This window comes from Streptomyces monticola (assembly GCF_042665355.1).
GTDB lineage: Bacteria > Actinomycetota > Actinomycetes > Streptomycetales > Streptomycetaceae > Streptomyces > Streptomyces monticola.
This window is the reverse complement of sequence record NZ_JBHTCF010000006.1, coordinates 450,223-468,835: the sequence shown is the minus strand read 5'-3', so window position 1 is coordinate 468,835 and position 18,613 is coordinate 450,223. Positions and strand designations below refer to the sequence as shown.

Below are 18,613 nucleotides of genomic sequence, written 5' to 3'. Positions count from 1 at the left end.
GCCGGCCTGCCGCCGCCGGCGGGGGCGGCCGTGGGCCAGGCACCGGGGCGCGCCGCGGGGGCTGCCCCCGCGGGCGTACCGGACGCACCTGCCGCACCAGCCGCACCGGGCGATCCCGCGGGGCCGCCGCCGGAGGCCGAAGCCGTGGGCCAGGCGCCGGGTGCGGAGCCCGCGCCGGAACCGGTCGGGCCGGAGGTCTGCGGCTGTGCGGACGGCGCCGGAGCGGGTTCGGGCACGGAAGGCGCCGAGGGCGCGGGTGCGGCCGGGGCCGGAGGCTCCGCAGGGGCCGATTCCGGCGCCGGGGGCGGGGTGTTCACGGCGGGCGCCGCTCCCCCGCGCACCGCGGCCCGCGCGGCGGCCGGTCCACGGCCGGGCGGTACGGCCGGTCCGGGCGGCGGCGCCGGGGCGTGCGCCTCGGGCCCCGGTGCGTACCCCATGGCGGGGCCCTGGCCGGCCGGTGTGAAGTGGCCGCCGCGCTCCAGGCGGTCGAGGCGGGTGAGGACCGCACGCTCGTCGTCGTACGCCGCGGGCAGCAGCACACGCGCGCAGATCAGCTCCAGCTGGAGGCGGGGCGAGGTGGCGCCGCGCATCTCCGTCAGGCCTTCGTTGACCAGGTCGGCCGCGCGGCTGAGTTCGGCGGCGCCGAAGACACCGGCCTGTGCCTGCATCCGCTCCACGACTTCGGCGGGAGCGTCGATCAGGCCCTTGTCGGCGGCGTCGGGGACGGCGGCGAGGATGACCAGGTCACGGAGGCGCTCAAGCAGATCGGCGACGAACCGGCGCGGGTCGTTCCCGCCCTCGATGACGCGGTCCACCACCTCGAAGGCGGCGGCGCCGTCACCGGCCGCGAAGGCGTCCACGACCGAGTCGAGCAACGAGCCGTCCGTGTAGCCGAGGAGGGCGGTCGCCATGGCGTACGTCACACCGTCTTCGCCGGCGCCCGCGAGGAGCTGGTCCATGACGGACATGGAGTCACGCACGGAACCCGCGCCGGCCCGCACGACCAGCGGCAGCACCCCGTCCTCGACGGGGCTTTCCTCCTTGCCGCAGACCTCGCCGAGGTAGTCCCGCAGAGTGCCGGGCGGGACCAGGCGGAACGGGTAGTGGTGCGTACGCGAGCGGATGGTGCCGATGACCTTCTCGGGCTCGGTCGTCGCGAAGATGAACTTCAGGTGCTCGGGCGGCTCTTCGACCACCTTCAGGAGGGCGTTGAAGCCGGCCGACGTGACCATGTGGGCCTCGTCGATGATGTAGATCTTGTACCGGCTGCTCGCCGGGCCGAAGAAGGCCTTCTCGCGCAGATCGCGGGCGTCGTCCACACCGCCGTGCGAGGCGGCGTCGATCTCGATGACGTCGATCGAACCCGGGCCGTTGCGCGCGAGGTCGCGGCAGGACTGGCACTCGCCGCACGGGGTCGGAGTGGGACCTTGCTCACAGTTCAGGCAGCGGGCCAGGATGCGCGCGCTGGTCGTCTTGCCGCAGCCGCGCGGGCCACTGAACAGGTACGCATGATTGACCCGGTTGTTCCGCAGCGCCTGCTGCAGCGGGTCGGTCACATGCTCCTGCCCGATGACCTCGGCGAACGACTCCGGGCGATAACGGCGGTACAGCGCAAGGGATGACACGTCTACGAGGTTATCGGTGCCCACCGACAACCGGTTCCGCCCTCAGGATTACGGGCCCCGCAAGACGCCCCCGCAAACGCAAGCGCCCCCCACGCACCCGCCAGAGCCAACCTACCCTTGCTGCCTTCCGGCCCTGGGGGAGTTCAGTCAGATAGCGCCACGTGAGGGGCTCCGCACACAGTACAGGATCCGGACCGGGGGGAACGAGTTCGCGAGCACTCCTCAACGTCTTGTATTGTTTGCGGCGGAGGATTCGCCTAGTGGCCTAGGGCGCACGCTTGGAAAGCGTGTTGGGGGCAACCCCTCACGAGTTCGAATCTCGTATCCTCCGCCAGTGCCTCACCGGGCACGATGTCGAAGGGCCCCACAGTTCGCTGTGGGGCCCTTCGTCGTACGAGGGCCGCAGGGGGTCCGTGGGGAGTTCGTAGCGAGTCCATGGGGAGGGACGGGGGCATGGGCAAAGTCGGGGTGTATCTGGCGCATCCGCGGGCGGGGAGCTTCAATCACGCGCTCGCCGACGCCGTCGTACGGGAGCTGCGCGCGCGTGGGTGTGACGTGGTCCTGCGGGATCTGTATGCGGAGGGGTTCGATCCGCTGCTGCCCGCCGACGGCACGGGGACCGTCGGGTCCGTACCGGACGGGGACGATCCTGCGGTCGGGCGGCACCGGCGGGAAGTGGCGGGGCTCGATGCGCTGGTCTTCGTGCATCCGAACTGGTGGGGCATGCCGCCGGCGGTGCTCACGGGGTGGGTGCAGCGGGTCCTCGCGCCCGGTGTCGCCTACAAGCTGGGGACCGCGGACGGCGAGCCCGTCGGGCTGCTGAAGGCGCGGCGCGCGCTGGTCCTGAACACCTCGGACACACCCGCGGAGCGGGAGGAGAGCGAGTTCGGGGATCCGCTGCAGCGGATCTGGGCCGCCTGTGTGCTGCCGTACGTGGGAGTGACCGATGTGCGGCGTCATGTGTTCCGTACCGTCTCCGACGCGGGGGACGCGGAGCGGGCGCGGTGGCTGCGGCTTGCCGGGGAGCTCGCCGGTGCGCTGCTCGACTGAGCCCACCCCCCCTTGCCTCTGACCCCCTTGCCTCTGGCCCTCTGGCCCTCTGGCCCTCTGAAGAGGCGTATGGGTTCCAGGAGTCCTACGAGCCCTCCGAGCCCTGCGTGAGGATTTCCCTTGCCAGGGTGACCAGTTCGGGGATCGCCGGGTGTCCGCCCCGCTCTCGCCAGGCGAGCAGGACCGGGATGTCGGGGGCGTCGGTGAGCGGGCGGTAGACGACGGCGGGATGGGCGTTCATCCGCGGGGTCGAGGCGGGTGTGACGCCGACGGCGCGGCCCGCGGCGATGGCGGCGTGCCAGTCGTCCGTGTTGGTCACGGGCACCACGGCGGTGGGGCGGCGGGTCGGCGGCCACAGGTCGAGGCTGGTGGTGCCGAAGACCGTGTTGATCGCCACCGGCTCGTCCGCGAGGTCCGCCAGGGTCAGCGTGGTGCGTCCGGCGAGCGGGCTGTCGACGGCCACGACCGCGAAGCGCGCCTCGGTGAGCAGCTGCTCGGTGACGTACCCAGGCTGTGTGAACGGGGCGCGGAGCAGCGCGATGTCGGCCTTACCGCGGGTGAGGCCGGCGGTGCGGTCGTCGATACGGAGGAGTTCGAGCGGGGTCTGCGGGTGTCTGCGGTCCCAGCGGCGCAGCAGTTCGGAGGTGTGCTCGCCGAGCGCGGGCCCGGTGTGGCCGAGCCGCAGCGGCCAGGACGTCAGGCCCGCGGGGTCGAGAGCGGCGTCCACCGCGGCCACCGCGGCGGCCGCGCGGTCGCGGAAGACCCGTCCCCCGGGGGTGAGTTCGAGGTGGTGCGTCGAGCGGTCCACCAGGCGTACGCCGAGGTGGTCCTCAAGGGCGCGCAGGGTGCGGGACAGGGCGGGCTGGCTCATGTGGAGCCGCGCGGCGGCGTGCGTGATGGTGCCCTCGTCGGCTATGGCGAGGAAGCAGCGGAGGTGGCGGAGTTCTGCGGTCATGTCGGGGTCGCCTCGCGATCACGCCGCCCTGAGGGCCGGTCGTTCATAGAGCCAGCCGTTCTTAGAACCGGTCGTTCCTGAAGCCGGTCGTTCTTAGAGCCAGTCGTTCTTAGAGCCGGTCGTTCTGAGTGCGGCACACCCGCGCGCGGGTGCCGCGTTTGGTCATGCGTTTCGAGCATAACCGCGGCCCGACGCGCATTTCACGCCGGACGATCGCCTTCGTAGCGTGGACGGCATGACGACGACCGCCTCGACCGCCTCGACGGGCTCGACCGAAGTGACCGAAGTGACCGCACGCAGCGCCGGAACTCCGGCCGCGCCGCGTGGCCGCCTCGGTGGGGTGGGGCTCGTGGTGGCAGGGGCGCTGTCGACCCAGTTCGGTTCGGCGGTCGCCGCGCTGCTGTTTCCGCGGGCAGGGGCGCTGGGTGTCGTGACCCTGCGTCTCGTACTGTCCGCCCTGCTGCTCGTCGCCGTCTGCCGGCCGCGGCTGCGTGGGCACTCGCGCGCGGACTGGGCCGTGGTGTGCGGCTTCGGCATCGCGCTCGGCGGCATGAACACCCTCTTCTACCAGGCGATCGAGCGGATACCGCTCGGGCCCGCGGTGACCTTGGAGGTGCTCGGTCCGCTGGCCCTGTCCGTGATCGCCTCGCGGCGGCTCGCCAGTCTGCTGTGGGCCGCGCTCGCGCTCGCCGGTGTCTTCCTGCTCGGCGGCGGCGGTGCGGGCGGTTTCGGTGAACTGAACCTCGCCGGCGCGGCGTTCGCGCTCGGCGCCGGGGCCATGTGGGCGGCGTACATCCTGCTGAGCGCCCGCGCCGGAGCGCGGTTTCCCAAGGCCGACGGGCTTGCGCTCGCGATGAGTGTGGCGGCCCTGGTCAGCCTGCCGATCGGGCTCGCGAGCGCGGGCGGTGCGCTGCTCGTCCCGTCGACGCTCGCGTTCGGTCTCGTACTCGCGGCGATGTCCTCCGGGCTGCCCTACTCGCTCGAACTCTTCGCGCTTCGCCGGCTGCCCGCCTCGACGTTCGCGGTCCTGATGAGCCTCGCCCCCGCCATCGCGGCGCTCGCCGGGCTGCTGGTGCTCGGGCAGGAGCTGGCGGCGCCGCAGTGGCTGGCGATCGGACTCGTGGTGGCGGCGAGCATCGGGGCGGTGCGGATGGGGCGCCGGTAGGCCCCTCTCGCGCACGGGAAACCGCGGGAAACCCGGCCCGGACGTCTGGCCCACCTGCACACCGCGCGGCCGAGCACAGCCGTGACTTCGAAGCGCCGGCCAACGGCTCCGCGGGTGCGGTCAACTACCTTTCCGTCGCAGGCACTTCACTGCCGTACGTGGTGACGTACGTGGAGTAGATACTGCTGAGCCACACCTGCAGCAGCGTGTCCACGGCGTCCGCCTCCGCGAGTGCCGGCTCCTCGGCGGCGAACACGGCGTGCAGGACGCGTTCGTTCATGGAGTTCAGGACGAGCGCCAGGTCACGGGCCGGGATGCCGTCGGGGGCCGCGCCCCGGTCCCGTTCCGCCTGGATCGCGGTGGCCGTGCGGTCGACCCAGGTGCCCATGACCGCCGCCCAGAGGCGCTGCACCTCGGGGTTGGTCCTGCGGGCCTGGGCACAGGCGAGGGCGACCGCGCGGTGGGCACCGAAGGACTCGTAGAACGCGTTGATCGCGGATCGCCAGTGCCGCGCCGGGTCATCGGGCAGGTGGTCGAGGAAGCCCAGGCTCGTGGTCTCCGCCTGCGCGATGACCCGGTCGAGGAGCGCGAGCAGGACGGCGTCCTTGGACGGGAAGTAGAAGTAGAACGTGGGCCGCGAGATGCCCGCGCCGCGCGCCAGGTCGTCGATCGAGATCTCGCTCAGGGCGCGCTCACCGAGGAGCGCCTCGGCAGTGGCCAGGATGGCCAGCTCCCGGTCGTCCCCGGAGGGGCGCGAGCCGCGCCGACCGCGGGCCGAACGCACCGAAGTCCTCTCCATACGTGGCACTTTACTGGCTGTCGGTCTGCTCGACACACCGTTGACTCTATTGACAGAGCGTCGATACCGTCGCCGGGAGGCCACCGTCAACGACCGCCGCAGGGCCGGGAGATGAGATGCCGGAAGAGCCGCAAGAGCTGCGAGGGGCGCACGAGGCACAAGAGATGTGTGAGGTGCACGAGGTGCACGAGGTGCACGAGGTGCACGAGGTGCACGAGCCACAGCAGCCGCAACAGACACAGCAGACTCAGCAGCCGCAGCAGCAATCGCCGGAGTACGTCGACGTACTGATCGTCGGAGCCGGGCTGTCCGGCATCGGCGCCGCCTGCCGGCTGCGCAGCGAGACTCCGGGCAAGAGCTTCGCCGTCCTGGAGGGCCGTGACGCCATGGGCGGCACCTGGGACCTGTTCCGCTACCCCGGTGTGCGCTCCGACTCCGATATGCACACCCTCGGCTACTCGTTCCGGCCCTGGAAGGGCTCGCGGACGATCGTCGACGGCACCTCGATCCGCGAGTACATCGAGGACACCGCCCGCGAGTACGGCGTGGACCGCGCCGTCCGCTACGGACACCGTGTCACCCGCGCTGAATGGTCATCTGAGCAAGGGAGTTGGACGGTCACCGCCCAGCGCTCGACCGGGGCCGGGGACGAGGCCGGGGCTGGGGCCGAGGCCGGGGCCGGGGACGAGGCCGGGGACGAGGCCGGGACCGGGGACACCACCGAAGAGGTACGGCTGCGCTGCTCGTTCCTGTACGTCTGCTCGGGCTACTACCGCTACGACGAGGGATACACCCCCGACCTGCCCGGCATCGAGGACTTCGGCGGCACCGTCGTGCACCCGCAGCACTGGCCCGACGACCTGGACCACGGCGGCAAGCGGGTCCTGGTGATCGGCAGCGGCGCCACCGCGGTCACGCTCGTGCCCGCGCTCGCCGGCACGGCCACGCACGTGACGATGCTGCAGCGCTCCCCCAGCTATGTGCTCGCCCTGCCGTCCCACGACCCGCTCGCCAAGCCGCTCGGCCGTCTGCTGCCGACGCGCATCGCGGGCCGGGCGATGCGCTGGAAGAACGCCCTGCTCGCCCTCGCCAACTTCCGGCTCAGCAGGCGTGCCCCGAAGCTGGTCGGCGGCGCCCTGCGCTTCGCCGCCCGCCGTCAGCTCCCCTCCGGCTACGACGTCGACACCCACTTCGGCCCGCGCTACCGGCCGTGGGACCAGCGCCTGTGCATCGTGCCCGACGGCGATCTGTTCACCGCGATCCGCAGGAGCCGGGCCTCCGTGGTGACCGACGGCATCGAGCGCTTCACCGAGAAGGGCGTGCGGCTCGCCTCCGGCGGCGAGATCGAGGCCGATGTGGTCGTGACCGCCACCGGGCTCAACCTCCTTGCCCTGGGCGGTCTGACGCTGGTCGTCGACGGCAAGGAGACCGTGGCCGCGGACACGGTCGCGTACAAGGGAATGATGCTGTCCGGCGTGCCGAACTTCGCGTTCACCATCGGCTACACCAACGCCTCCTGGACGCTCAAGGCCGACCTTGTCTCCGCGTACGTATGCCGCCTGCTCACCCACATGGACCGGCGCGGACTGCGGGTGTGCACGCCTCAGCCTCCGCGTGAGGGCGAGAAGCTGCTGCCGCTCATCGACCTCAAGTCGGGATACGTCCTGCGCAGCCTCGACGCGCTGCCCAAGCAGGGCACGACAGCGCCCTGGCGGTTGCACCAGAGCTACCCGCGCGACGTACGGATGCTGCGGCGCGGCCCCCTGGAAGACCGGGGCATACGCTTCAGCCGCCCCGGCGCACCGGCCACATCGGCCACACCGGCCACACCGGCCACACCGGCAGCCGACTAACGGCTGACGGCCCGCGGTTTCTACGCCTCGACCAGCCCCCCGGCACCAGCCCTCGCACCGGCCCCGTCATCGCCCCCGGCCTGTCCGGGCGCGATGACGTACGCTGGAAACCGTACTGACTGAAATTTCAGTCAGAATGAGCGGACGCACAAAGCGAGCGGCAAGAGCAGGATGAGAGAGGCGAGGAGACCGCGATGGCGATGAACCGACGGCAGGCGCTGCTGACCGCCGCGCTCACGGCGCTCGGCGGCTCGGCGGCCGCCTGCGGCACCGGCGGGACGCACGGGAGCGACACCGGCACTCGCACCCGCGCCCGCACCGACGCCGGCCCCCTGCCCGCGGGTCTGCGGATGCCCGACGAGGCGCACCCGCACGCCAGGACGTTCATGGCCTGGCCCCATGCCGCGGTCTGGGGCGGCGACACCGAGGGCGTACGGGCCGACATCGCGCGGATCGCCCGCACGGTGGCCGGGTTCGAGCCGGTCACGCTGCTCGCCGGGAAGCGGGACGCCGAGGGCGCGCGGAAGGCCTGCGGGTCCACGGTCGACGTCGTCGGGATCCCGGTGGACGACCTGTGGATGCGGGACACCGGGCCGACCTTCGTGCTGCGCGAGGACGGCCGCCCCGCGGGGCTCGATCTGCACTTCAACGGCTGGGGCGGCAAGCAGGAGCACGGCCTCGACCGACAGGTGGCCCGCAGGCTGCTCGCGCACGAGGGCCTGGAGCGGATCCCGGCGCCCCTGGTCGCGGAGGGCGGATCGCTCGAAGTGGACGGCGCGGGCACGCTGCTGGTCACCGAGAGCTCGCTCGTGAACGACAACCGCAACAAGGGCACGAGCCGTGCCGCGGTGGAGGACGGGCTCAAGGCGATGCTCGGGGTCCGTGAGGTGATCTGGCTCAAAGGGCTGAAGAGCGAGGACATCACCGACTACCACGTCGACTCGCTCGCCCGGTTCGCGGCGCCGGGCGTCGTGGTGCTCAACACCCCGGCCCCCGGTGCCCCTCGCGACGTATGGCTCAAGGCCTACGAGGAGGCCCGCTCGGTGCTGCGCTCGGCCGTCGACGCCCGCGGCAAGGGACTTGAGGTCGTGGCGCTGCCGGAGCCGGCCGACATCGGGCGCCGTGGCCCCGATTTCCTCGCCAGTTACGTCAACTACTACGTCATCAACGGGGCCGTGCTCGCGCCCCGGTTCGGCGACCGGAAGGCGGACGACCGGGCCGCCGGTGTGCTGCGGGAGCTCTACCCGGGACGGCGGGTCGTCCAGCTGCCGGTGGACACCCTCGCGGAGGGCGGCGGAAGCATCCACTGCTCCACGCAGCAGCTGCCGCGGGGTACCGATAGCGACCGGTAGCGGCGGCCGACAGCGGCATCCGACGGCGGCGGCCGACAGCGGCTGACAGCGGCTGACAGCGGCTGACAGCGATTGATAACGCCTTCGCCGGCGATCGATGACACCTTCGCCCCGGGCACACGATTGAGTACGGTGTACGCTATTCAGCTCGACCCGTGCGCAAGGAGACTGCCCCGTGAACCCCACCCCGGCCGAGCCCCCGACCGAGACGCCGACCGAGGCCCCCGCCGCCACCCCCGCCGACAGCCACAATCTGATCCAGGTCCGCGGTGCCCGCGAGAACAATCTGGCGGATGTCTCGCTCGACCTGCCCAAGCGCCGTCTGACCGTGTTCACCGGAGTCTCCGGGTCCGGCAAGTCCAGCCTGGTGTTCGGCACCATCGCCGCCGAGTCGCAGCGCCTGATCAACGAGACGTACAGCGCCTTCCTGCAGTCGTTCATGGCGAGCCCGGGCCGCCCCGAGGTCGACGGTCTGCACAATCTGAGCGCCACCATCGTGGTCGACCAGGAGCGGATGGGCGCCAACTCCCGCTCCACCGTGGGCACCGCCACGGACGCGTACAGCATGCTGCGGATCGTCTTCAGCCGCCTCGGCACCCCGCACATCGGCACCTCGGGGGCGTTCAGCTTCAATCTGCCGGAGGGCATGTGCCCCGAGTGCGAGGGGCTCGGCAAGGTCTCGGACATCGACGTCGACCAGATCGTGGACCGCACCAAGTCCCTGAACGAGGGCGCCGTCACGATTCCCGGGCACGCCGTCGACTCCTGGCCCTGGTCGATCCTGGTCGCCGCGCCCTTCCTCGACCCGGACAAGAAGCTGGTGGACTTCAGCGACGAGGAGTGGGAGGACCTGCTCCGCAAGCCCGCGCTCAAAGTGAAGGTCGGCTCCAACAACTTCACGTACGAGGGCCTCATCCCCAAGATGCAGCGCAGCTGGCTGGTCAAGGACCGCGAGGCCCTGCAGCCGCACATCCGCGCCTTCGTCGACCGTGCCGTGGTCTTCACCGACTGCCCGCTCTGCGGCGGTACGCGGCTCACGCAGGCCGCGCTCTCCTCGACGATCAACGGCAGGAACATCGCCGAGTGCTCGCGGATGCAGATCAACGATCTGGCCGGGTTCGTGCGCGGGATCGACGCCGAGGGGGTCGGGCCGCTCGTCGCGGGCCTCGGGCAGCTGCTCGACTCGCTGGTGGAGATCGGGCTCGGCTATCTGAGCCTCGACCGGCCCGCGGGCACGCTCTCCGGCGGTGAGGCGCAGCGCGTGAAGATGGTGCGGCACCTGGGCTCCAGCCTCACCGACGTCACGTATGTCTTCGACGAGCCGACCATCGGTCTGCACCCGCACGACATCCAGCGCATGAACGACCTGCTGCTCCTGCTGCGCGACAAGGGCAACACCGTGCTCGTCGTGGAGCACAAGCCCGAGGTGATCGCCATCGCCGACCATGTGGTCGACCTGGGCCCCGGGGCCGGCACCGACGGCGGACACATCTGCTACAGCGGCGACCTGGCGGGCCTGCGGGCCTCGGGCACCCTCACCGGGCGCCACCTGGAGCACCGGGCGAAGCTGCGCGAGCAGGTCCGCACCCCGCGCGGGCAGCTCTCCATCAAGGGCGCCGATCTGCACAATCTGCGGGATGTCAGCGTGGACATCCCCGAGGGCGTCCTGACCGTCGTCACCGGAGTCGCCGGGTCCGGCAAGAGCTCCCTGATCCACGGGTATCTGTCGGGCCGCGAGGGTGTGGTCGTGGCCGACCAGTCGCCGATCCGTGGCTCGCGGCGCTCCAACCCGGCTACGTACACGGGCCTGTTGAACCCCATCCGTACCGCCTTCGCCAAGGCCAACGGCGTCAAGGCCGCGTTGTTCAGCGCCAATTCGGCCGGCGCCTGCCCCCACTGCAACGGCATCGGGCTCATCTACACCGACCTCGCGATGATGGCCGGCGTCGCGTCCCTGTGCGAGGAGTGCGAGGGCAAGCGGTTCACGCCCGAGGTGCTCACGTACACGCTGCGCGGCAAGAACATCAGCGAGGTGCTCGGGATGTCGGTCGCCGAGGCGTACGAGTTCTTCCCGACCGGCCAGGCGCACACCATCCTCGGCCGGCTCGGCGACGTCGGCCTGAGCTATCTGCGCCTCGGCCAGCCGCTCAACACCCTGTCGGGCGGCGAGCGCCAGCGTCTGAAGCTCGCCATCCACATGGCCGAGAAGTCCTCGACGTACGTTCTGGACGAGCCGACCACGGGTCTGCACATGGCCGATGTGGACAAGCTGCTCGCGCTCCTCGACCGCCTGGTGGACGACGGCAATTCGGTGATCGTCATCGAGCACCACCAGGCCGTGATGGCCCACGCCGACTGGCTGATCGACCTCGGCCCCGGCGGCGGCCACGACGGCGGGCGCGTGGTGTTCACCGGCACGCCCGCCGACCTCGTCGCCGGCGCCGACACCCTGACGGCACAGCACCTGCGGGAGTACGTGGGAGCCTGACTCCCTTATGCCGCCCGGCTGTTCATGCCGCCGGGCCGTTGAGCCTGGCGGTGATCTTCGCGAGCCGCTCGCCCTGGTACCGGGCCGCGTCGAGGGCACTGTCCCCGACGGGGCCCGTGCCGGAGGCGTGCACGGTGCCGTAGGGGTTGCCGCCCGCGCCGTACACCACCGGGTCGGTGAAGCCGGGCGAGACGATCAGCGAGCCCCAGTGGTGCGCGGTGTTGTAGAGGGCGAGCAGCGTCGACTCGTTGCCGCCGTGCAGGTTGTGGGCGCTGGTGAAGCCCGTGAACGGCTTGTCCTGGAAGGCGCCCTGCTGCCACAGGCCGCCGGTCGAGTCGAGGAACTGCTTGAGCTGGCTCGACACATTGCCGAACCGGGTCGGCGAGCCGAAGGCATAGGCGTCCGCCCAGGTCAGGTCGTCGAGCGTGGCGACTTCGACCTGGCCCGCGACGGTGTCGACATGCTCGCGCCAGGCCGGGTTGCCGTCGATCGCGGCGTCCGGCGCCAGCTCGGCCACGCGGCGCAGACGGACCTCGGCGCCGGCCTTCTCCGCACCCTCGGCGACGGCCGCCGCGAGCTGGTGGACGGTGCCGGTGGACGAGTAGTAGACGACGGCGATCCTGGCGGCCATGAGAGGTCCTTTCGGAAGGGCGGGCAGCAGACGGACAGACACAGAGACAGACAGCTGGACAGAGAGGCAGACAGCTGGACGGGTTGGAGTGGATTGCTATCCGGTTCCAGCGGGAGCCAGTTAAACGGATGGCTATCCGCTTACGCAAGGCCTACCGCTGAAGTCATCCGAAGCAATCGGATAACTTTCCGCTTCAGCCGTACGCCGGTACCCTCCGGGCATGAGCACCCGCCCCCGACGTGTCGATCTCCCCCTCGCGGGCCAGCCGCCGCCCGAGCGCGCCGACGCCGCCCGCAACCGCCGCAAGATCCTGGACGCGGCGGCCGGGCTGATCGCCGAGAAGGGCGCCGAGGCGGTCACGATGAACGCGGTCGCGCACGCAAGCGGCATCGGCGTGGGCACCGTCTACCGCCGCTTCGGCGATGTGTCGGAGCTTCTCGTCGCCCTCCTCGACGACCGCGAACAGCGGCTCCAGAAGGCCTTCTTGAGCGGACCGCCGCCCCTCGGCCCGGACGCGCCGCCCGCCGAGCGGCTGCGCGCCTTCCTGCACGCGCTCGCCGACCACGTCGACGAGCAGCAGGCGGTGATGCTCGCCGCGGAGTCCGCCAACCCGGGCGCGCGCTACCGACGCGGGCCCTATCCGACCCTGCACACCCATGTGGCGATGCTGGTGAGCCAGGCACGCCCCGGGGCCGACGCGGCCGTCCTGGCCCACATGCTGCTCGCGCCGATGGTGCCGAGCCTGCTGCACCATCTGCGGACCGAACGCGGCTTCCCGGTCCAGCGGGTCAAGGACGCGATCGACCAACTGCTCGGCCTTGACCTCAAGTTCGATTGAGGTTCTACGTTCATGGCATGACTACTTCACCGGCCACGCCCGCGGCCCCTTCGACTGCACCGCAGAGCATTTACACGCACAGCGACGAAGAGCTCGTCAAGCAGCCCATCGGGTACTGGAGTTGGGCCGCGCACAAGGCCGTCGTCGACTACATCCGCGCCGGCCTCACCGAGGTCGGACTCAGCCAGCCCCAGTGGTGGGTGCTCAACCAGCTGAGGGACGGCGAGCGCGACCGGACGGAAGTGTTCACGATGCTGAGCGGCTATCTGGACGTCGGTGCCGCGCTCAACCCGGACATCGACGAACTGCTCGACCGCGGGCTCATCAGCTCCGACGCCGACGAACACCTCACCCTGACCGCCGAGGGCACCGAGCTGCTCGGCCGCGCCACCGACCGCCAGGTGAAGTCGCTGGCACAGGTCCACGACGGGATCTCGGACGCGGAGTTCCTGACCACCATGAAGGTGCTCCAGCGGATGATCCACAACACCGGCGGCAAGGCCTGGCATCACTGAGGCTTGCGGTCTGAGGCGTACGGGCCGAGGGCCGAGGGCCGAGGGCCGAAGCCCGAGAGCCGAGGGCCGAGGGCCGAAGCCCGAGAGCCGAGGGCCCCTTAAGGGAACGAGTTACCCGTTAGCATGGCGGTCATGGCTGACGAGAACCCCGACCAGGGCTCCGCGCCCGGCACCGTCCGCCCCGGCGGGCGCACCGCCCGGGTCCGGAGCGCCGTACTCGACGCCGCGGGCGACGCGCTCGCCGAGCAGGGCTTCGCCGCCCTCGACCTCGGGGACATCGCCCAGCGCGCCGGGGTCGGCAAGACCACGGTCTACCGCCGCTGGGGCTCCCCCACGGCACTCGTCGCCGATCTGCTCCTCGACATGGCCGAGCAGTCCGCGCCGCGCACCGACACCGGCTCGCTCCTGGAGGATCTGCGGGCCAACGCCCGCCTCGTGCAGGGCACTCTCTCCGACGCCCGGCAGGGCCCGCTCTTCAAGGCCGTGATCGCGGCGGCGACCTGCGACGCCCGCACGGCCGCCGCGCTGCACCGCTTCTACGAGACCCGCGTCGGTGAATGGGCGGGGTGTGTGGAACAGGCCGTCCAGCGGGGCGAGTTGCCCTCGGACACGGACCCCCACGAGGTGGTACGCGCGGTCTCGGCACCCCTCTACTACCGCCTCCTGACCACCGGCGCGCCCCTGGACGAGGCGGCGGCGGACCGGGCGGCCGAGGCGGCGGTGGCGGCGGCGCGGTCGGGGGCGTACGTACGGAGGTGAGCGCGCGCCGGAGGCCGGACCCTGGAGGCCGGGCATGCGCGTGGCTGAGAGCCGCCTACAGGCCAAGCACCGCCCGGGCGATCAGGAAGTAGATGATCAGGCCCGTCGCGTCGACGAAGGTCGTCACCAGCGGAGCGGAGATCACCGCCGGGTCGATCCCCACCTTCCGGGCGAACAGCGGCATGGCCCCGCCGATGACCGCCGCCCACGCGCAGACGACCACCAGGGTCAGCGCCACCGTGACGGCGATCCCCGAGTCGTCGACCATCACCCAGGCGAAGAGCAGCCCCACCGCGCCCAGCATCGACCCGAGCAGGAACCCCACCCGGCACTCCCGCCACACCACCCGGATCACATCGCCCGGGCGCACCTCACCCACCGCGATGGCCCGCACCGCGCCGGTGGCGGCCTGGGCGCCGACGTTGCCGCCGGTGCCGACGAGCAGCGGAATGAAGATGGCCAGGGCCGTGACCTCCTCCAGCTCCCCCTCGAAGGCCTGCAGGACCTTCGCCGTCAGCGTGGCGGCGATGATGAGAAGCAGCAGCCAGACGACCCGCGAGCGCGCGACCCGCACCACACCCACCGACATGTAGTGCCCGTCGAGCGGACTGGCCGCGGACTGCCGGGCGATGTCCTCGGTGTCGGCGGCCTCGATCACTTCGAGGGCGTCGTCGATGGTCAGGAGGCCGACGATCCGGTCCTCACTGTCCACCACGGGCAGGTCGAGGAGGTTGGCCTCCTGCATGAGGCGCGCCGCGGACTCCGCCGTGTCCGCGGCGTGGGCCCGTGGATGGGCGGGGTCGACCAGACCGGTGAGCGGGTCCTGCGGATCGGCGAGCACGAGGTCGCGCAGCAGCACCACACCGATCAGACGGCGCCCGGCGTCGGTGACGGGCAGCGTGTTCACGGTCTCGGCCTCGGCGCCCTCGCGCCGTACCCGCTCCAGGGCCTCGCCGACCGTGGACTGCTCCTTGAGCCGCACCATCTCGGGCGTCATATAGCGGCCGACGGAGCCGGCGTCGTAGCCGAGCAGGGGCGCGGTGAGTTCGCGCTCACGGGCGGAGAGCCCGGCGAGCACCCGCTGCGTGAAGTTGGCGGGGGCCTCGCCGAGCAGCCTGGCCCGGTCGTCCGGGTCCATGCCCTCGACGATGTCGCGGAAGGACTGGTCGCGTACGGCGGAGAGGATCTTCTGCTGTTCGTTGCCGTCCAGTTCGCCGAAGACCTCGACGGCCCGGTCCTTGGGCAGCAGCCGGAAGCAGACTCCGGCGGTCACCTGGTCGGCCCGGCTGATCTCGTCGGCGATCTCGTACGCGGGCCGCTGTTCGAGCCACTGCTCGAGGTGGCCGACGTCGTGCCGTGCCACGAGGTCGGCGAGCCGCACATCCTCGGCGTACCGGGTCTCGGTCATGAGGTATCCGTCTCGGTCATGAGGCGTCCGTCTCAGTCATGGAGCGGGCCCTCCCCCTCCTGGTGGCCCACGGGCTCCAGCTGGAGTGTGGAGTGCGCGACGTCGAAGTGGTCCCCGAGGCAGTCCTGCAGCCGGTGCAGGAGCCGGCCCTGGTCCTCGGCGCGCAGCGTCTCCGCCTCGACCACGACATGGGCGGTGAGCACCGGCATTCCCGACGTCACGGTCCAGGCGTGCAGATCGTGTACGTCCACGACGCCGGGCTCGTCCAGCAGGTGCCGGCGTACCTCGGCCAGGTCCATGTCCTGCGGAGTGGCCTCGAGGAGCACATGCCCGGCGTCCTTCAGTAGGGACCAGGAGCGGGGCACGATGAGCAGCCCGATGACGATGGCGGCGATGGGGTCGGCGGCCTGCCAGCCGGTGAAGAGGATGATCAGCGCGCCCACGATCACGGCGACGGACCCGAGCGCGTCGCCCATCACCTCCAGATAGGCGCCGCGCAGATTCAGGCTGTGGTCCTTGGCTTCGCGCAGCAGCCACAGGCCCACGAGGTTGGCGAGCAGGCCGAGCACGGCGATGACGAAGGCGAGGCCGCCCTGCACCTCGACGGGCTTGTTGAACCGCTCGACCGCCGAGAACACCACCCATACGAAGATGCCGAGCAGCAGCAGCGCGTTGAGCACGGCGGAGAAGATCTCGACCCTGAAAAACCCGAAGGTCCGCCGTGGCGTCGGCGCCCGCTGGGCCAGGGTGATCGCGCCGAGGGCGAGCGAGACGCCGATGACGTCGGTCAGGCTGTGCGCGGCGTCGGCGAGCAGCGCGAGGCTGCCGGAGAGCAGTCCGCCGACGACCTGGAGCACGGTGATGAAGCCGCTGATCCCGATGGTCATCAGCAGCCGGTTGCGGTACGTGCCGCTGAGGGTGCCGGAGGCCGCGGACGGCGCCCCGTGGTCATGCCCCATGGTCACCAGTCGATCACGGGATGTACGCGTGCGCACACGGGATGTACGCAGGCGCCCACGGGGCGGACGCGCTCGCAGCCGGGCATCCGGGGCGCCATCATCGAGGCATGACCAAAGCACCGAAGCCCGCCGACATCCATCTCGCACAGCAGCCGGAGGCCGATGAGCTCCTCGGCCGCAGCCCGCTCGCCGCCCTCGTGGGCATGCTGCTCGACCAGCAGGTGCCGATGGAGAAGGCGTTCGCGGGCCCTTACGTCATCGCCGAGCGGATGGGCGCCGGCGATCTGGACGCGCACGACATCGCGGCGTACGACCCGGAGCAGTTCGCCGAGCTCCTGAAGACCAAGCCGGCCGTGCACCGCTATCCGGGCTCGATGGCGGGCCGGGTGCAGAAGCTCTGCCAGTACCTCGTCGACGAGTACGGCGGTGACGCCGAAGCCGTATGGAAGGACGCGGCCACCGGAAAGGAGCTCCTGGGCCGCCTCAAGGCGCTGCCCGGCTACGGCGAGCAGAAGGCCAAGATCTTCCTGGCCCTGCTCGGCAAGCAGTACGGCGTCACGCCGACGGGCTGGCGCGAGGCGGCGGGGGCGTACGGCGACAAGGGCGCGTTCCGCTCGGCCGCGGACATCACCGGCCCCGAGACGCTGGCCAAGGTGCGGGCGTACAAGCAGGAGATGAAGGCGGCGGCCAAGAAGGGTGAGTGAGTGAGTGCGGCCAAGAAGGGTGAGTGAGTGCGGCCGAGAAGGACGGGTGAGTAGCGCGAGGGGCGAGTGAGTACGCGAGGAGGGCGAGTGCGCGGGACGGTCGCCCCTTGACAGTGCATTCCGCAAAACGGAGCATTGATTCCGTATAACGGAAAGATCGGCACGCTACTCACAAGGGGCATCCCAATGGCAAAGATCGGCTTCATCGGCCTCGGCATCATGGGCAGCCCGATGGCCGTGAACCTCGTCCGCGCGGGGCACACCGTCACCGGCTGGAACCGCACCCCGGAGAAGACCGAGGCCCTCGTCGCCGCCGGCGGCACCGCGGCCGCGACCATCGCCGACGCGGTCCGCGACGCGGATGTCGTCATCACCATGGTGCCCGCGTCCCCGCAGGTGGAGGCCGTGGCGTACGGCACGGACGGCATCCTGGAGAACGCCCGCCCCGGCGCTCTCCTGATCGACCACTCGTCCATCACCCCGCAGACCTCGATCGACCTGGCCGAGAACGCCCGCAACCACGGCCTGCGGGTCCTCGACGCCCCGGTGTCCGGCGGCGAGGCGGGCGCGGTCGAGGCGGTTCTCTCGATCATGGTCGGCGGCGACAAGGACGACTTCGACGCCGCCCGGCCGGTGCTCGAAGCCATGGGCAAGACGATCGTGCACTGCGGTCCGCACGGCGCGGGCCAGACCGTGAAGGCCGCCAACCAGCTGATCGTCGCCGTGAACCTGCAGGCCTGCGCCGAGGCCGTCACCTTCCTCGAGAAGTCGGGCGTCGACCTGAAGGCGGCCCTCGAGGTCCTGAACGGCGGGCTCGCCGGGTCCGCCGTCCTGACCCGCAAGATGGAGAACTTCCTGCTCCACGAGTACCGGCCCGGCTTCAAGGTCGATCTGCACCACAAGGACATGGGCATCGTCACCGAGGCCGCCCGCACCGTCGGCGCGGTGCTGCCCGCGGGGGCGATCGCCGCCCAGCAGATCGCCTCCGCCCGCGCCCAGGGCTGGGGCGACCTCGACCACTCGGTGCTGCTGCGCGGCGTCGAGCGCCTCAGCGGCGACAACGAGGCGTAGGCCTGTACGCCTTCTGGGCGGAACTCGGCGCCTGACGGCCGGGTTCCGCCCGCTCCCGGGGACATGACGTCCCATGAGCGGATTCCGGTGCATCGCCCGGATGCCCAAGGCGTGCATCGCCTGGGTGCCCAGGGCACTCGTGCTCCTTGTCGCCCTGCTCTGCACCGCCCTGGTGACGGCCGCTCCCACCGCGGCGGAACCGGCCGCCGCCCCGCCGCCGGTCTCCGCCCCGGGCGAACCCGCCGGGACCGAGGCCCACTGCGACGCCGACGCCGCTACGCCGCGTACGGCCCACACCGGCCGCCTCGCCAACCGCCGCCCGGCACAAGCACGGTGGCCCCGTACGGCACCGCGCGCCGCCCGCCCGCAGCTCGCGGGCAGACCAGGGCCGTACTCCCCCTCCCTCACCGGCACCGTCGTCCTGCGCTGCTGACGGACCTG

General features: G+C 71.4%; 17 protein-coding genes, 1 tRNA gene and 1 other RNA gene. 12 read left to right on the top strand and 7 right to left on the bottom strand.

The features are described from left to right. Positions 1–1,625: DNA polymerase III subunit gamma and tau (locus ACFQVC_RS18085; protein WP_381831457.1), on the bottom strand; the 1,625-nt coding region annotated here is incomplete at its 3' end. Between the two features lie 75 nt (positions 1,626–1,700). Then, positions 1,701–1,799, bottom strand: an RNA gene (ffs, locus tag ACFQVC_RS18080) — signal recognition particle sRNA small type. Between the two features lie 72 nt (positions 1,800–1,871). On the opposite strand from ffs, the gene ACFQVC_RS18075 reads away from it, so the two are divergent. Beyond that, positions 1,872–1,959 (top strand) — tRNA-Ser (locus ACFQVC_RS18075). Positions 1,960–2,078: 119 nt separating this feature from the next. Next, the gene (locus tag ACFQVC_RS18070; protein ID WP_381831456.1) at positions 2,079–2,675 is read left to right on the top strand and encodes an NAD(P)H-dependent oxidoreductase; all 597 of its coding nucleotides are present in this window, start codon (positions 2,079–2,081) and stop codon (positions 2,673–2,675) included. Between the two features lie 85 nt (positions 2,676–2,760). Here ACFQVC_RS18070 and ACFQVC_RS18065 read toward each other — a convergent pair whose 3' ends face one another. Beyond that, positions 2,761–3,630 carry a LysR family transcriptional regulator gene (locus ACFQVC_RS18065; RefSeq protein WP_381831455.1) on the bottom strand — a complete coding sequence of 290 codons (870 nt, stop codon included), beginning with the start codon at positions 3,628–3,630 and terminating at the stop codon, positions 2,761–2,763. Between the two features lie 235 nt (positions 3,631–3,865). On the opposite strand from ACFQVC_RS18065, the gene ACFQVC_RS18060 reads away from it, so the two are divergent. Then, positions 3,866–4,795: an EamA family transporter gene (locus ACFQVC_RS18060; protein ID WP_381831454.1), complete on the top strand. Its 930-nt coding sequence runs from the start codon at positions 3,866–3,868 to the stop codon at positions 4,793–4,795. A 124-nt stretch (positions 4,796–4,919) separates the two neighbouring features. On the opposite strand, the gene ACFQVC_RS18055 is transcribed toward ACFQVC_RS18060, so the two are convergent. Next, positions 4,920–5,594, bottom strand: a complete 675-nt coding sequence (locus tag ACFQVC_RS18055; RefSeq protein WP_381831453.1) for a TetR/AcrR family transcriptional regulator — start codon at positions 5,592–5,594, stop codon at positions 4,920–4,922. A gap of 116 nt (positions 5,595–5,710) precedes the next feature. Between ACFQVC_RS18055 and ACFQVC_RS18050 the strand changes: the two genes are divergently transcribed. From ACFQVC_RS18050 to ACFQVC_RS18040, 3 genes are all read left to right on the top strand, one after another. Further along, positions 5,711–7,447 (top strand): flavin-containing monooxygenase, encoded by a 1,737-nt coding sequence (locus ACFQVC_RS18050; RefSeq protein WP_381831452.1) that lies wholly within the window; start codon positions 5,711–5,713, stop codon positions 7,445–7,447. Between the two features lie 194 nt (positions 7,448–7,641). Further along, positions 7,642–8,799 (top strand): agmatine deiminase family protein, encoded by a 1,158-nt coding sequence (locus ACFQVC_RS18045; RefSeq protein WP_381831451.1) that lies wholly within the window; start codon positions 7,642–7,644, stop codon positions 8,797–8,799. A 253-nt stretch (positions 8,800–9,052) separates the two neighbouring features. Continuing rightward, positions 9,053–11,287: an ATP-binding cassette domain-containing protein gene (locus tag ACFQVC_RS18040; protein ID WP_381831487.1), complete on the top strand. Its 2,235-nt coding sequence runs from the start codon at positions 9,053–9,055 to the stop codon at positions 11,285–11,287. Positions 11,288–11,309: 22 nt separating this feature from the next. Here the strand turns inward: ACFQVC_RS18040 and wrbA are convergent, their stop codons facing one another. Then, positions 11,310–11,918 carry an NAD(P)H:quinone oxidoreductase gene (gene wrbA / locus ACFQVC_RS18035; RefSeq protein WP_381831450.1) on the bottom strand — a complete coding sequence of 203 codons (609 nt, stop codon included), beginning with the start codon at positions 11,916–11,918 and terminating at the stop codon, positions 11,310–11,312. A gap of 220 nt (positions 11,919–12,138) precedes the next feature. Between wrbA and ACFQVC_RS18030 the strand changes: the two genes are divergently transcribed. From ACFQVC_RS18030 to ACFQVC_RS18020, 3 genes are all read left to right on the top strand, one after another. Beyond that, positions 12,139–12,756, top strand: a complete 618-nt coding sequence (locus tag ACFQVC_RS18030; protein ID WP_381831449.1) for a TetR/AcrR family transcriptional regulator — start codon at positions 12,139–12,141, stop codon at positions 12,754–12,756. 17 nt (positions 12,757–12,773) lie between these two features. Beyond that, positions 12,774–13,271 carry a MarR family winged helix-turn-helix transcriptional regulator gene (locus tag ACFQVC_RS18025; RefSeq protein ID WP_381831448.1) on the top strand — a complete coding sequence of 166 codons (498 nt, stop codon included), beginning with the start codon at positions 12,774–12,776 and terminating at the stop codon, positions 13,269–13,271. A 132-nt stretch (positions 13,272–13,403) separates the two neighbouring features. Beyond that, entirely contained in the window at positions 13,404–14,030 is a 627-nt protein-coding gene (locus ACFQVC_RS18020; protein WP_381831447.1) for a TetR/AcrR family transcriptional regulator, read from the top strand. A 55-nt stretch (positions 14,031–14,085) separates the two neighbouring features. Here the strand turns inward: ACFQVC_RS18020 and mgtE are convergent, their stop codons facing one another. Both mgtE and ACFQVC_RS18010 read right to left on the bottom strand, forming a co-directional pair. Continuing rightward, positions 14,086–15,438, bottom strand: coding sequence for a magnesium transporter (gene mgtE, locus ACFQVC_RS18015; RefSeq protein WP_381831446.1), 1,353 nt, complete (start codon positions 15,436–15,438; stop codon positions 14,086–14,088). A 32-nt stretch (positions 15,439–15,470) separates the two neighbouring features. After that, positions 15,471–16,397 carry a cation diffusion facilitator family transporter gene (locus ACFQVC_RS18010; RefSeq protein ID WP_381831445.1) on the bottom strand — a complete coding sequence of 309 codons (927 nt, stop codon included), beginning with the start codon at positions 16,395–16,397 and terminating at the stop codon, positions 15,471–15,473. 107 nt (positions 16,398–16,504) lie between these two features. On the opposite strand from ACFQVC_RS18010, the gene ACFQVC_RS18005 reads away from it, so the two are divergent. The 3 genes from ACFQVC_RS18005 (at position 16,505) to ACFQVC_RS17995 (ending at position 18,605) form a co-directional block, all read left to right on the top strand. Further along, positions 16,505–17,101, top strand: coding sequence for an HhH-GPD-type base excision DNA repair protein (locus ACFQVC_RS18005; protein WP_381831444.1), 597 nt, complete (start codon positions 16,505–16,507; stop codon positions 17,099–17,101). Positions 17,102–17,287: 186 nt separating this feature from the next. Beyond that, the gene (locus tag ACFQVC_RS18000) at positions 17,288–18,172 is read left to right on the top strand and encodes a 2-hydroxy-3-oxopropionate reductase (protein WP_381831443.1); all 885 of its coding nucleotides are present in this window, start codon (positions 17,288–17,290) and stop codon (positions 18,170–18,172) included. Between the two features lie 73 nt (positions 18,173–18,245). Next, positions 18,246–18,605 carry a hypothetical protein gene (locus tag ACFQVC_RS17995; RefSeq protein WP_381831442.1) on the top strand — a complete coding sequence of 120 codons (360 nt, stop codon included), beginning with the start codon at positions 18,246–18,248 and terminating at the stop codon, positions 18,603–18,605. Positions 18,606–18,613 lie beyond the last annotated feature (8 nt).